A 14,198-nucleotide genomic window follows, 5' to 3' on the forward strand; every position below is an offset into this window, starting at 1 on the left:
CCTACCGCCCTCGCCCGCCCTCCACCGCTCCTCATGCAGACCCGCCCCGTGCCCCCCGCCTCCGCCCCGCGCCCCCGCGCCGTGCTGGGCCAGCTTTCCGACATGGACCTGCGCCTGCTGCAGGTTTTCAAGGCGGTGGTGGAGTGCGGTGGCATGGCGGCGGCCGAGCTGGAGCTCAACATCGGCACCAGCACCGTGAGCCGCCACGTCAAGGACCTGGAAACGCGCCTGGGCCTGACGCTGTGCCGCCGGGGCCGCGCGGGCTTTGCCCTCACGCCCGAGGGCCAGCGCGTGTACGACGAAACCCTGCGCCTGCTGTCGGCCGTGGATGCGTTTCGCAGCAGCATCGACGACATCCACCGGCGCATGGGCGGCCGGCTGGAGGTGGCGGTGTTCGACAAAACCGCCAGCAACCCGGCCGCGCACATTGGCGACGCGATTGCGCTGTTTGCCAGCCAGGCGCCCGAAGTCAGCCTGCAGATGCACGTGGCGTCCATCCCGGCCATCGAGCGTGGGCTGATCGACGGCACGTTTCATGTCGGCATCATCCCCGCGCACCGCACGTCGCAAAGCCTGGTCTATGCCGACCTGTTCGCCGAAACCATGCTGCTCTACTGTGGGGCACGCCACCCGCTGTACGGCACCGACCATGCCGCGCTCACCTGGGAATCGCTGCGCGCCTACCAGTTTGCGGGCCTGGGCTACCACTCGCCCAATATGGAACTGAGCCACAGCACCCGCCTGCCGCGCAAGGCCACGGGGTTCGACCAGGAGTCGATTGCCACCCTGATCCTGTCGGGGCGCTACCTGGGTTTTTTGCCCGACCACTACGCCGAAAGCTTCGAGCGCCAGGGGTTGATGCAGGCGGTGCTGCCGGCGCAGTTCCATTACCGGTGCCAGTTTGTGAGCGTGCTGCGCAAGTCGCCCCAGCCACCGCGGGCGGCGCAGGCGTTTGCGCAGTGCCTGGTGCAGGCGCACGGGGCTTGAACGCACGCCACGCTCTTGCGGGCGCAGCCGTGCAGGCGGACAATCGGGCGTTCGGTTTCCCCATCCACCCCCAACGCCTCGCGCGGAGCACATGATGGCAAGCATTTCTTCCATTGGTAGTTCGGGCCTGCAGGCCGCCCAGCTGCGGCTGGACGCATCGGCCAACAACGTGGCCAACATGAACACCCCCAACTACCGCCGCCAGGTGGTGGCGCAGGAAGAAGCCGCCGACAGCGCTGGCGTGCGGGCCACGGTGCAGCGCCAGCAAGAGGCTGAAGGGGTGGCGCTGGAGAAAGAGGCGGTGGAACAGATGTCGGCCACCTACGCTTTCAAGGCCAACCTGCAGACCATCAAGACAGAGGACCAGATGATGGGGTCGCTGCTCGACATCAAGGCCTGACGGCCAGCGCGCAGCGCACCTCGCGCCCGGGCATTCGTCCCGACCCTTCGCCGCTCCATGCCCCGCCTGCCGGGGCATTCGGTTTTCTGGGCGGGCGGTTTTGATCTTTGTTCAGTGCGCCGGTGCCATCCGGGCCAGGCGGTTGACCAGCCAGCGCTGAAAGGCCAGGCCCGCCGCCGAACGGCTGTGCAGGGGAATTTTGTACATGGCGAACTCCTTGGTTGCGGTATTGCTGTTGCGTAACCCAGTAGGGCGGCCCTTGCTCAACCGGCTTGAGGGGCCAGCGCGGCGTTGGGGCCTGAGCGGACCGCAGCGGCCGACTTTTGCGCCCTGCGGTCCCAGGCCTTTTCGTGGAAGAAAAAGGCCACGGCCTGGACCGTAGGCTCCAGCAGGCTGAGCGTGAGCGACGCCCAGAAATTGCCCGTGACCGCGTAGGCCACCATCGCGGCCACGCAAATGTGGACCAGGTAGTAGCTGCCGGTTTTCATGAGCATGTGCTTGTTCTGGTGGGCGGCGTGGCGGATGCGGGACATGGTGGGCTCCTGGGGTGGGATGGCGGGTCCTGACTCTTTAGAAGACGGACAAAGGACTGCATGGGTAAATGGTAGGCATTCGCAATAGCGCGGGCCAATTGATTGCCGCTACCGCGGAGATAGCCGCGGGCCTGTGCCACCTGCATTGAAGGGCTCGGGGCGGGTTGCTGCGTGGAGATGGCTGGCCATCGCCACGGCAGTCGCCCTGGCGGCGCTTCAAGCTCCTCAGCCCGGCCCGATCTGCGTGCCCACGCGATGCGCGATCGTGAAGCGCCTGCCTAGCGCAAGTCGCGCCGCCCAGTGTGTGAACTACTTCACGCCCGCCGCCTGAAAAAAGCCCCTGGGCGCCACAGCCCCGTTGCTATGATGGCCGCTCTTTTCAACCCCCCCTTTTGCTTTGGGAGCACACATGGCCCTCATGGACTTCATCAAGAAACAGTTCATTGACATCCTTCAATGGACCGAAGAGGGGGACGGAACCCTGGCCTGGCGCTTCCCCATGGCCGGCATGGAAATCCAGAACGGCGGCACGCTGGTGGTGCGCGAGTCGCAGATGGCGATCTTCGTCAACGAAGGCCAGGTGGCCGACGTGTTTGGCCCCGGCACCTACAAGCTCACGACGCAGACCCTCCCGGTCCTGACGTATCTGAAGAACTGGGACAAGCTCTTCGAGTCCCCCTTCAAGAGCGACGTGTACTTCTTCAGCACGCGCCAGCAGATCGACCAGAAGTGGGGCACGCCCCAGCCCATCACGATCCGCGACAAGGACTTCGGCGCCGTGCGCCTGCGCGCCTTCGGCAACTACGCCTTCCGCATTGCCGACCCCAAGCTGTTCCACACCGAGATCTCGGGCACGCGCGAGTCTTACCCCGTGGCCGACCTGGAAGGTCAGCTGCGCGGCATGGTGCTGCAAAACATCAGCAACGCAATTGCCAGCAGCGGCCTGCCGTTCCTGGATCTGGCGGCCAACCAGGTGATGTTTGCCGACGCGCTGGTCAAGGAACTTGCGCCCATCTTCGCCAAGCTGGGCATCTTGATCGAGTCGCTCACGGTGCAGAACGTCTCGCTGCCCGAAGAGCTGCAGAAGATCCTCGATCAGAAGATCGGCATGGGCATGGTCGGCAACGACATGGGCAAGTTCATGCAGTACCAGACGGCGCAGGCCATCCCCAAGTTTGCCGAAGGCTCGGGCAATGGCGGCGGCGGGATTGCCGGCGACGCCATGGGCCTGGGCGCGGGCGTGGCGCTGGGCCAGGTGCTCGCGCAGAACCTGCAGCAGGGCCTGCAGACGCCCGTGGCACCCGCGGCCGCAGCAGCGGCGCAGGCCGCCGCGACGCCCCTGGGCGTCAAGCCCGAGGACGTGATGGCCACGCTCGAGAAGCTCGGGGACCTCAAGTCCAAGGGCATCCTGACCCAGGAAGAGTTCGACGCCAAGAAGGCCGAACTGCTCAAAAAGCTGATCTGACGCGGTTGCTATCAAAAAAATAGCTGCAAGTGCTTGAGGGACCAGCGCGGGAGGCCAAAAAGGCCTTGAAACCGCGCTGAAAAGGCGCAGGCAGACACACCACACGATGGCCACCGACCCGACACAGCGGTACTACCGCGCGCCCTGCCCTGGCTGCGGCGCGCCGGTTGAATTCAAAAGCGCCCAGTCCACCCACGCCGTCTGCGGCTACTGCCAGAGCACGGTGGTGCGCAATGGCGACGTGCTGCAGCGCCTGGGCAAGATGGCCGAGCTGTTCGACGACCACAGCCCGCTGCAGCTCATGGCCAGTGGGCGCATCGAGCTCGACGGCAAGGACATCCCCTTCACCCTGGTGGGCCGCCTGCAATACAAGGGTGCCGCGGGCGTCTGGACCGAATGGGCGGCTTTCCTCAACGACGGCACCCTGGCTACGCTGGGCGAGGACAACGGCGCCTATGTCTTCACCCGCACCATCGACCCGGGCCGCGAGATGCCCGCAGCCGAGCGCTTTCGGGTGGGCAGCACCACGGCGATCAACGGCAAGCCCTACAGCGTGGCCTACACCGGCCAGGCATCGCTCATCTCCGCCCAGGGCGAGCTGCCCAAGCTCCCACCACTGGGCGAGCCCTTTGGCATGGTCGAGCTGCGCAGCGCCGACGGCGAAGTGGTCAGCATCGACTACGGCCACACGCCGCCCAATGTGGAGCGCGGCAAGTCCGTGTTGCTCGAAGACCTGCAGCTCCAGGGCCTGAAGGACGAATCCGCCAAGGACGAAAAAGGCCGCCAGTTCAACTGCCCGCACTGCGGCGCGCCGGTGCAGGTGCAGCTGTCCAGTACCAAGAGCATCACCTGCGGCTCCTGCGCCAGCATCATCAACCTCGATAGCGGCGTGGGCGCCGAGCTCAGCTCGGCCGAGCAGGACGAGCCGGTGCAGCCCCTCATTCCGCTCGGGGCTAAAGGCCAGTTGCAAGGCGTGCACTGGCAGGTGGTGGGCTTTCAGCACCGCATGGGCGTGGAGCCCGGCGACGACGAGCACTTCGGCTGGAGCGAATACCTGCTCTACAACCAGAAGCGTGGCTTCGCCTTCCTGGTCGATTCGGAAGAAGGCTGGAGCATGGTGCGCCCCACCACGGGCGCGCCGCAACTGGGCGGCACCGGCAGCACGGCCACTTACCTCGGCACTCCGTACAAGCTCAAATACAGCTACGAGGCCGAGACCACCTACGTGCTGGGCGAGTTCTACTGGCAGGTCACGCGCGGACAGAAGACAAGCAACCGCGACTATGAAAGCAGCAAGGGCGTGCTGTCGATGGAGCAAAGCCCGAACGAGATCACCTGGTCTGCCGGCGACAAGATCGCCAGCGACGCGGTGGCCAAGGCCTTCAAGCTCGACGACAAGGCGGACGCCCTGAAGCGCGATGACACCGGCCCGTTCGTGGCCAAGTCGGGCCTGGGCTGCGGCACCATCATCCTGATTGCGGTGGTGATCCTGGTCCTGCTGATCCTGCTCAGCCGCTGCTCGCGCTGCGACCCGCGGGTAGAGAACTGCTCCTCGTCCAGCTCCCGCAGCTCGGGCGGATCGTATGGCGGGTATTCCTCGGGCGGCAGCCACAAGTAGGCCGGGCGCGGCAGACAGACCCGCTGGCGCCCGCCGCACACCCTTTTTCAATCGACAGACAGACAACCGTTTTCAAGGAGATCACATCATGATGGGAATCGAATGGCTCAGGCCCGCGGCGTTCCTCGGGTCCATCCTGTACGCACTGATCGGCGTGGTCATCTTCTGGCTGTGCTTCGTCATCGTGGACAAGATCACGCCCTACGACCTGTGGCGCGAAATCGTCGAGAAGCAGAACCAGGCGCTCGGGCTGGTGGTCGCAGCGATGTGCCTGGGCATCAGCATCATCGTGGCGGCGGCGATCCACTGACGAACGCGCGCGGGGCGGGTGCTGTGCGCCGCGCCAGCCTCTGGGTTGCCACGTTCCGAGCGCCCCGGCCTGCCGCCGCATGAACGCGCGCCCTTGCCAATCACTGGCCGCAAGGGACTCCCCAACAGCCCCGCAGCATGGGTGACGCACCCGCCCTGCCGCACCCGCACCACCATCTCCTCGCCGGGCGGCTGATCACCCCGCGCGGCACAGCAAAATAGCCGCTTGTCCCCGAACCCCACCCTTCCCCCTTCCTCGGCCCGCCCCATCGACATCGCGCTGCTCATCAGCGTCTTCGTCGTGGCCGCTTGCGGCTTGCTGTACGAACTGGCCGCCGGGGCGCTCGCGTCCTATGTGCTGGGCGATTCGGTGCTGCAGTTCTCCACCATCATCGGCACCTACCTGTTTGCCATGGGCGTGGGCTCGTGGCTGTCGCGGTACTTCGAGCGGCAGCTGCCCGCGCATTTCTTGCGCATCGAGCTGCTGGTGGCGCTGGTCGGCGGCGCGCTGCCGGCCACGCTGTTCCTGGCCAATGCGTACACGCCCGGCGCCTTTCGGTTCTTGCTGTACGGCATGGTGATGGTGGTGGGCACGCTGGTGGGGCTGGAGATCCCGCTGGTCATGCGCATCTTGAAGCGCAACGTGGCGCTCAAGGACCTGGTCTCGCAGGTCCTCACCTTCGACTACCTGGGGGCGCTGGCGGTGTCGCTGGCGTTTCCGCTGCTGCTGGTGCCGCACCTGGGGCTGATCCGCACGGGGCTGCTGTTTGGCATCATGAATGCCGCCGTGGCGCTGTGGGCCGTGTGGCTGTTTCGGCACGAGCTGCGGCGCCTGCGCGCGCACGTGGCGGCGTGTGCGATGGTGCTCAGCCTGTTGCTGGCGGGCTTTGCGGGGGCCGACCACATCACCAGCTTTGCCGAAGACAAGTTCTACCAGGACCGCATCGTCTTCAGCACCGCATCGCCCTACCAGCGCATTGTGGTCACGCAGGGGCGCCTCGGACACCGGCTGTACCTCAACGGCAACCTGCAGTTTGCCCAGGCCGACGAGTACCGCTACCACGAGGCGCTGGTGCACCCGGCCATGTCGGCCCATGGGGCGCCCAAGCGGGTGGCGGTGCTCGGCGGTGGCGACGGCATGGCCGTGCGCGAAATCTTGAAGTACCCCTCGGTGGAGTCCGTGACGCTGGTGGAGCTCGACCCGGCGATGACGCGCATCTTCAGCGAGAACCCCATGCTGGCGCAGCTCAACGGCCATGCGCTGCGCGACCCGCGGGTGAAGATCGTCAACGCCGATGCGTTTGGCTGGCTGCAAGGCGGCGGGGCAGACGCGGCAACACCGGCCAGCGGCGATGCGAAGGCGGCCACGGCGGGCGACCGCCCTGCCGTCAAACCACCGGCAACGTCATCCACAGCCGCAGCGGCGGCCACCGAAACCCTTGCCAACGAACTCTTCGACGTGATCGTGGTGGACTTCCCCGACCCCACCAACTTCTCCATCGGCAAGCTCTACACCAACAGCTTCTATGCGCTGCTGGCCAACCGGCTGGCGGCCAGCGGTTATGCCGTCGTGCAGACCACCTCGCCGCTGGTCGCGCGCAAGAGCTTCTGGACCGTGGTGCAGACCATGGAGTCGGTGGGCCTGCAGACGGCGCCGTACCACGCCCATGTGCCGAGTTTTGGCGAATGGGGTTTTGTGGTGGCCAGCCGCCGCCCTTGGCGCCTGCCCGAGACGCTGCCGGACAACCTGCGCTTTCTCACGCTGAATTCGCTGCCGCTGCTGTTCGACTTTCCGCGCGACATGGCCAGGGTGCCGACGGAGGTGAACCGGCTGTCGAACCAGGCGCTCGTGCATACCTATGAACGCGAGTGGGGAAAACATTGAGAACTCTTCAGAGCCGTTTTGCGGCGCCCTCCACGTTGCGCCACCACCTGTGCCCTGGCGGAGCCCGTTCCACGGGCGCACGGGCTCGGGCAGCGCCCGTGGCGTGCGCCGCGCCCTGAGTCGCTAACGCAGAATCTGCCCCATGCAACGCCGCCACTTCCTTGCCACCGCTGCCGCGTCGGCCACCACGGCCGTGCTGCTGCCGGGGTGCGACGAGGCCCCGCGTGTGCTGCAGGGCGGCTTTGCGGGTATCGACATGGCGCGGGGCCATGCGCTGCGCGACCTGCTCAAGACCGGCACCCTGCCCGAGCCCGCGGTGGTGCGCCGCGCGCAGGTGATCATTGCCGGCGGCGGCGTGGCGGGTCTGGCAGCAGCGCGGTCGCTGCGGCTGGCCGGGGTGGATGATTTTGCGCTGCTGGAGCTGGAGGACCGCGCCGGCGGCAACAGCCGGGGCGGGGCGGTGAGCGGCATTGCCTGCCCGCTGGGCGCGCACTACCTGCCCGTGCCGGGCGACGACGCGCGCGAGGTGCAGGACTTGCTCGAAGAACTCGGCCTGCGCCAGCGCGTGTCGGGCCGCTGGCGCTATGACGAGCGCCACCTGTGCCACAGCCCGCAGGAGCGCCTGTTTTTTGAAGGCGAATGGCAAGACGGCCTGCTGCCTGTGCACGGCGTGCCCGACACCACGCTAGCCCAGTACCGCCGTTTTGCAGAGGCGGTGGACGACGCTGCCAAGGCCGCGCGTTTCACCATGCCGGTGATGCGCTCGCTGGCCCCGGGCAAGCCGCTTGCCAAGGCGCACCAGGCGCTCGACGCCGTGACCTTTGCGGCCTGGCTGCAGCAACAGGGCTTCGACGACGAGCACCTGCTCTGGTACCTCGACTACTGCTGCCGCGACGACTACGGTACGGGCGCAGCCGGGGTGTCGGCCTGGGCGGGCATCCACTACTTTGCCAGCCGCCATGGGTTTCATGCGCCGGGCGAGCCTGCGGACGAATCGCGCGAGAGCGTGCTCACCTGGCCCGAGGGCAATGGCTGGATCACCCAGCGCCTGGCCGCACCACTGGCGTCCGGAGGCCAGCTGCGCACCGCCACCAGCGTGCTGCGCATCACCGAGGGCCGCCACGGCGTCGAGGTGGACGCGTACAACCACGCCACCGACAGCGTCGAGCGCTGGCAGGCGCCGCGCTGCATCGTGGCGCTGCCCGTGATGATCGCGGCGCGCGTGGTGCGCAACCCGCCAGCGTTCCTCACCGGCGCCGCGCAGCGCCTGTCGTGGGCGCCCTGGCTCGTGGCCAACATCCACATCGACGGACCGCTGGCCGACCGCCCCGGCGCCGCGCCCGCCTGGGACAACGTGCTCTACGCCGACCCCACGCCCGGCGGCCTGGGCTATGTCGACGCCGGACACCAGCGCCTGGACACGCGCGCCACGCTGGCCGGCCCCACGGTGCTGACCTACTACCAGGCTCTTGGTGGTGCGAGCAGCGTGCCCGACGCCCGCCAGCAGCTGGCGCAGCAGCCCTGGCAGCATTGGGCCGACGCCGTGTTGGAGGCACTGTCGGTGCCCCACCCCGACCTGCGCCGCCGCGCCACGCGCGTCGAGATCACGCGCTACGGCCACGCCATGGCGGTGCCCACGCCGGGTTTGCTCACGTATTTAAGCCAAATCGGCCTCCAGCGCTTGCCTGACAAGCGCAAGCAGCTATCAAAAGCAGAGCAAACGCCGTGGATCCCCACGCCGGCCACGGCGCGCCTCGCGTTTGCGCACAGCGACTGGTCGGGCTACTCGGTGTTTGAAGAAGCCTTCACGCGCGGACACGGCGCGGGGCTGGCGGTGGCGGGGTGAAAGGGGGAGCGCAAAAAGCGCACCGCTATGCCTGCCGCGCATCCCACCACAGGCCCAGGCACAACGCCACCCCCACCGCATACAGCAGCCACGTGACCGGAACGGCGTAGGGGTAGAACATCAGGGCCACGCCCCACCAGCGCGTACGCCGTCGCGCGGACTTCTTGCCATGCCAGTACGCGGCCATGCCGATGAGGCCGAACACGATCGCGCCCGCAATGTAGGCCGGGCTGGGCAGTTCGAGGCCAAGGGATTGCAATGCAGAAAGGGTTTCCATGGGGTGGGTCCGGCGGTGGGGGGCGGTGGGCGTGCATGCGGTGGGCCCGGTGTGATCCCCCAAACCGGCAAAAGCTCCCTGCGCGATCCGGGGCATGCCATGCTGCCATTGCGCCGGGCTGGCAGCGCTGGTGGCAAATCAACCTGCAGCGTTTGACAACACAGCACTGGTAGCTATCAAATGCAGAGCAAATGTTCTGTACGTTGGCACCCATCATCACAGCCCGCCGGGCGTTCGACGGCTTGGCATGCGGCCGCGGCGCCGGGCGGGTGTTGGCGGGTTGATCGTGGTGGCGGACACCCAACTGCACATCGACGTCGCGCTGCAGCGGCTGGACCTGGTGATCGCCGGAGCCATTGAGCGCAGCTACACGGTGTCGACTGCGCTGAACGGGGTGGGCGAAGTCCACGGCAGCGGCTGCACCCCGCGCGGCCTGCACCGCGTGCGCGCCAAGGTGGGGGCGGGCTGCGCGCCCGGTACGGTGTTCGTGGGCCGGCGGCCGACGGGCGAGGTGTACTCCGAGGCCCTGGCCCAGCAGCACCCGGGGCGCGACTGGATCCTCACCCGCATCCTCTGGCTCACCGGGTGCGAGCCCGGCACCAACCGTGGCGGCGCGGTGGACACGCTGCGCCGCTTCATCTACCTGCACGGCTGCCCCGACGGCACCCCGCTGGGCGTGCCCGCCTCGCACGGCTGCGTGCGCATGGCCAATGCCGACGTGACCGATCTGTTCGACCGGGTCGCCGTCGGCACGCTGGTGCACATTGATGACGGCATCGCCGGGCGCCGTGCAAGCCATCTTCAGGTCAGATAGGCTGCTAGCGCTTATTGTTAAATGGTTTTCTGCTATCAAATTGAGAGAACCTGCTCTGGCAGATTTTTCTTCTGAGCGGTGGGGCCGCAGCGGGTGGGGCGCCCGCTGAATCCGGCCTGCCCCGCGGCGCGTATTGGCTTCAACGCCGCAGCAGCCGCCAAGCCACGCCATGCGACGCGGCCGGCCCGATCCACCCACGCACCCAGTGCGCCCGAGTCCCCACATGCAGCTCGCTCCCCGCCCCGATCCGCGCCCGTGCCTTGCCCTGCGCCCGCACGCGCTGGTGCTCGTTCTGTGCTTCTTGGGGGCCCATGGCGCCCGGGCGCAGCAAACCACCGCGCCGAGCCACTTGCCCGAGGTGGAGGTCAGCGGCCCGCGCGACGCGGCCATCGGCGTGGCCGACAGTGCCAGCGAAGGCGCGGTCGAGCGGGAGTCGTTCCGGGCGCGCCCCAAGCTGCGGCCGGGCGACATCGTGGAGGCGGTGCCCGGCGTGGTGGCCACCCAGCATTCGGGCGACGGCAAGGCCAACCAGTACTTCCTGCGGGGCTTCAACCTGGACCACGGCACCGACTTCGCCGTCACGGTCGATGGCATGCCCGTGAACATGCCCACGCACGGCCATGGCCAGGGGTATGCCGACCTGAACTTCCTGATCCCCGACCTGGTCTCCGGGGTGCGCTACCGCAAGGGGCCGTACTTTGCCGACAACGGCGATTTCTCATTGGCCGGCAGCGCGTCGCTCGACTACCTGAGCGCCCTGGACGCACCCTTTGTCGAGACCACGCTGGGCGCCCACCGCCTGCGCCGGCTGTTGGCAGCAGGCTCACGCACGCAGGGCGACCAGACATGGCTGGGCGCCATCGAGCTGGAGGGCAACGACGGCCCCTGGGACGTGCCCGAGCGGCTGCGCAAGATCAACGCCGTGGTGCGCTACTCGCAGGGCTCGCCCGCGCAAGGCTTCAGCATCACCGGCATGGCCTACCGCAGCCGCTGGAACGCCACCGACCAGATCCCCGAGCGGCTGATCGACAGCGGCGAGCTGCCCCGGTTCGGCTCGCTCAACCCCACCGATGGCGGCAACACCCGGCGCCTGAGCCTGTCGGGCAAGTGGTTCGACAACGGCCCCAACGGCCGCACGCAGTTCAGCGCCTATGCCATTGACTACCGCTTCGCGCTGTATTCCGACTTCACGTATTACCTGAACAACCCGGCCCTTGGCGACCAGTTCGAGCAGACCGACCGGCGCCGTGTCTTTGGGGCGCAGGTCTCACACAGCCTGCCCAATCGCGTTGCCGGGCTGGACGGCCTGCTGAGCTTCGGCGCGCAGTGGCGCGGCGACCGCATCAGCGAGGTGGGCCTGTACCCCACGGCCGCGCGCCAGCGCCTCGCCACCGTGCGCAATGACAAGGTCGCGCAGGACCTGGTGTCCCTGCATGTCCAGCAGTTCGTCACCCTCAGCGAACGCTGGCGCGGCTACGCGGGCCTGCGGGGCGATGTGCTGCGCTACGACGTGTCAGGCCGTGAGCCGGTATACGGCGCCGCCAACAGCGGCCGCGGCAGCGACGCGCAGCTGAGTCCCAAGGCCGGTCTGGCATTTGCGGTCGCGCCTGCGCACGAGCTGTACCTCAACGCAGGCGTCGGTTTTCACAGCAACGACGTGCGCGGGGCCACCATCCGCACCGACCCGCAATCGGGCCTGCCTTCTGATCGCGTGCCCGCGCTGGCCCGGGGCAAGGGTGCAGAAATCGGCTGGCGCTTTCAGCCCGATGACGGTTTGAGCGTGACCGCCGCGCTGTGGCAGCTCCAGCTCGATTCGGAACTGCTGTACGTGGGTGATGCCGGCACCACCGAGCCCGGCCGTGCCAGCCAGCGCCGCGGCGTGGAGGCCACGGTGCGCTGGAAGGCCAGCCCGCGCTGGCGTTATGAAGCCGACGCGGCGGTATCGCGCGCGCGTTTTCGCGGCGTGGCGCCCGCGGGCGAGGGCAACTACGTGGACAACGCGGTAGAGCGCGTGTTTGCTGCGGGCGCCATCTATACCGACGGCCCCTGGACCACATCGCTGCGCCTGCGCTACATGGGCCCGCGCGCGCTGAACACCTTGAACAGCGTGCGTTCGCGTGCCAACACCCTGCTCAACGTGGGCGCCCGCTATGCCGTCAGCCGCGAGCTCACCCTGGGGCTGGACGTGTTCAACTTGGCGGGCAAGAAGGCCAATGACATCGAGTACCTGTACGCATCCTGCACCGCGAGCGAGGTGGCGCGCGGCGAGTGCGGCAGTGGCATCGAGGGGCGGCACGTGCATCCGATGGAGCCGCGCAGCGTGCGCATCAGTGCGAAATGGACGTTCTAGAGGCCTCCAGCGCTTTATCCATAAGCCTTTATTGCTATGAATATAGTAGTAATGGCAGTGGGCGTGAGGCGGGCAGAGCAGACCGCCTGACGACCTGCCAAGGGGTGAACCAACAATCAGCGGTGGCACGGGGATGCCGTGAGGTTCCCCTGAATGGCCCGGCCGCTGGCGCGGCCCGTGGCGGTTTCACAGCCGCGTCACGCGGCGCGGGCATGGTGGCGGCTTCTCCGTTCTCCCACTGCCAAACCCCATGCCCCGACTTTCTGCCCTTGCCGCGTGCGCCTTGCTGGTGTGCACCGCCGCTGTCTCCACCACCACCCTCGCCCAGCAGGCCTACCCTGCCACGCTGGCCGGCCACGCGGTGTTGCCCGCCTTCACCGTCATTCCGGCCCCCAAGGACGCGCCCCAGGACCTGCAGGTCAGCGGCAAATTCACCACCCCGCGCCGCGTGGAGGCCATCGGCACGGTAATGGGCCAGTCGGGCGGGCGCGACACGGGCGTGTCGCTGCCCTTCAAGGGCCAGCCGATCCAGGGCCACTCGGGCATCAAGCGCATGGCCGATGGATCGTTTTGGATCCTGACCGACAACGGCGCGGGCGCGAAGGCCAATTCGGCCGACTTCATGCTGTACCTGAACCACTACACGGTGGACTTCCAAAGCGGCCAGTTCAACCGCCACAAGACCGTGTTCCTGCACGACCCGGACAAGAAGGTGCCGTTTCGCATCACGCAAGAAGGCACGGACCAGCGCTACCTGACTGGCGCCGACTTTGACCCGGAGAGCTTCCAGTTTGCTGGTGGCGCGCTGTGGATCGGCGACGAGTTCGGCCCCTACCTCATCAAGGCGGATTTGAACGGCAAGGTGCTGGGCGTGTTCGAGACCAAGGTCGATGGCAAGTTGGTGCGCTCGCCCGACGCTGCCGGCGTGCTCATGCCCGGCGCGCCCGACGCCAAGCCCACGCCGTTCGAAGTCAAGCGCTCCAAGGGGTACGAGGGCATGGCGTCCAGCAAGGACGGCAGCAAGCTCTACGCCCTGCTCGAAGGCGCGCTGTGGAACGAAGAGGCCAAGGCGTACGAGAACGTGGGCGGCAAGCAATACCTGCGCGTTCTGGAATTCGACGTGAAGAGCGAGCAATGGACCGGCCGCCACTGGAAGTACGTGCTGGAGGCCAACCACCATGCCATCGGCGACTTCAACATGATCGACGGCAACGCGGGCTTGATCATCGAGCGCGACAACGGCGAAGGCACGGCCGACAAGACCTGTGCCGAAGGCCAGAAGCGCACGGATTGCTTCCACGACCTCGCCAAGTTCAAGCGCGTGTACAAGGTCGAGATGAGCGATGCGAATGTGGGCGGCGAGGTCCGCAAGGTCGGCTACATCGACCTCATGAACATCCAGGACCCCAAGCGCCTGGGCAAGAAGCCGCTGACCAACGGCGTGCTCACCTTCCCGTTCTTCACCATTGAGAACGTGGATGTGGTGGACGGCACGCACATCGTCGTGGGCAACGACAACAACCTGCCGTTCAGCAGCAGCCGCGAGCCCAACAAGGCGGACGACAACGAGCTAGTGCTGCTAGAAGTGGGCGAGCTGCTGCGCGCAAAGTAGGGTGACACCCCCCTGAGACGCTTCGCGCCTCGGTGCTGGCCGCCAGAGGCGGCAGCTCTTCAGGCCGTCAAACCTGCACATGCAGGCTTGGAGCCGCGGCCC

At 67.4% G+C, this 14,198-nt stretch carries 12 protein-coding genes; 10 read left to right on the top strand and 2 right to left on the bottom strand.

Translation table 11 applies throughout. From position 1 onward, the window contains the following. Window positions 1–33 precede the first annotated feature (33 nt). Window positions 34–987, top strand: coding sequence for a LysR family transcriptional regulator (locus ACSQ3Q_RS23775; protein WP_436136766.1), 954 nt, complete (start codon window positions 34–36; stop codon window positions 985–987). A 94-nt stretch (window positions 988–1,081) separates the two neighbouring features. Beyond that, entirely contained in the window at window positions 1,082–1,387 is a 306-nt protein-coding gene (locus ACSQ3Q_RS23780; RefSeq protein WP_436136767.1) for a flagellar basal body protein, read from the top strand. Window positions 1,388–1,650: 263 nt separating this feature from the next. Here the strand turns inward: ACSQ3Q_RS23780 and ACSQ3Q_RS23785 are convergent, their stop codons facing one another. Next, on the bottom strand, window positions 1,651–1,920 hold the full coding sequence (locus ACSQ3Q_RS23785) for a DUF2061 domain-containing protein (RefSeq protein ID WP_436136768.1): 270 nt from the start codon (window positions 1,918–1,920) through the stop codon (window positions 1,651–1,653). 409 nt (window positions 1,921–2,329) lie between these two features. Between ACSQ3Q_RS23785 and ACSQ3Q_RS23790 the strand changes: the two genes are divergently transcribed. The 5 genes from ACSQ3Q_RS23790 (at window position 2,330) to ACSQ3Q_RS23810 (ending at window position 9,043) form a co-directional block, all read left to right on the top strand. Continuing rightward, window positions 2,330–3,385 carry an SPFH domain-containing protein gene (locus tag ACSQ3Q_RS23790; protein ID WP_436136769.1) on the top strand — a complete coding sequence of 352 codons (1,056 nt, stop codon included), beginning with the start codon at window positions 2,330–2,332 and terminating at the stop codon, window positions 3,383–3,385. A gap of 106 nt (window positions 3,386–3,491) precedes the next feature. After that, window positions 3,492–5,003, top strand: a complete 1,512-nt coding sequence (locus ACSQ3Q_RS23795; RefSeq protein WP_436136770.1) for a DUF4178 domain-containing protein — start codon at window positions 3,492–3,494, stop codon at window positions 5,001–5,003. An 88-nt stretch (window positions 5,004–5,091) separates the two neighbouring features. Then, the gene (locus ACSQ3Q_RS23800) at window positions 5,092–5,313 is read left to right on the top strand and encodes a DUF350 domain-containing protein (protein WP_370627755.1); all 222 of its coding nucleotides are present in this window, start codon (window positions 5,092–5,094) and stop codon (window positions 5,311–5,313) included. A 225-nt stretch (window positions 5,314–5,538) separates the two neighbouring features. Further along, on the top strand, window positions 5,539–7,197 hold the full coding sequence (locus ACSQ3Q_RS23805; protein ID WP_436136771.1) for a polyamine aminopropyltransferase: 1,659 nt from the start codon (window positions 5,539–5,541) through the stop codon (window positions 7,195–7,197). 142 nt (window positions 7,198–7,339) lie between these two features. Further along, the gene (locus ACSQ3Q_RS23810) at window positions 7,340–9,043 is read left to right on the top strand and encodes an FAD-dependent oxidoreductase (RefSeq protein WP_436136772.1); all 1,704 of its coding nucleotides are present in this window, start codon (window positions 7,340–7,342) and stop codon (window positions 9,041–9,043) included. A gap of 25 nt (window positions 9,044–9,068) precedes the next feature. Here ACSQ3Q_RS23810 and ACSQ3Q_RS23815 read toward each other — a convergent pair whose 3' ends face one another. Next, complete coding sequence (locus ACSQ3Q_RS23815) at window positions 9,069–9,320, bottom strand: hypothetical protein (protein ID WP_436136773.1); 252 nt, start codon at window positions 9,318–9,320, stop codon at window positions 9,069–9,071. Between the two features lie 247 nt (window positions 9,321–9,567). On the opposite strand from ACSQ3Q_RS23815, the gene ACSQ3Q_RS23820 reads away from it, so the two are divergent. From ACSQ3Q_RS23820 to ACSQ3Q_RS23830, 3 genes are all read left to right on the top strand, one after another. Next, entirely contained in the window at window positions 9,568–10,134 is a 567-nt protein-coding gene (locus ACSQ3Q_RS23820; protein ID WP_436136774.1) for a L,D-transpeptidase family protein, read from the top strand. A gap of 223 nt (window positions 10,135–10,357) precedes the next feature. After that, window positions 10,358–12,484: a TonB-dependent receptor gene (locus ACSQ3Q_RS23825; protein ID WP_436136775.1), complete on the top strand. Its 2,127-nt coding sequence runs from the start codon at window positions 10,358–10,360 to the stop codon at window positions 12,482–12,484. 250 nt (window positions 12,485–12,734) lie between these two features. Next, the gene (locus tag ACSQ3Q_RS23830) at window positions 12,735–14,096 is read left to right on the top strand and encodes an esterase-like activity of phytase family protein (protein ID WP_436136776.1); all 1,362 of its coding nucleotides are present in this window, start codon (window positions 12,735–12,737) and stop codon (window positions 14,094–14,096) included. The last annotated feature ends 102 nt before the right edge of the window (window positions 14,097–14,198 follow it).

Source organism: Acidovorax sp. LjRoot129 (assembly GCF_964253765.1).
Taxonomy (GTDB): Bacteria; Pseudomonadota; Gammaproteobacteria; order Burkholderiales; family Burkholderiaceae_C; genus Acidovorax.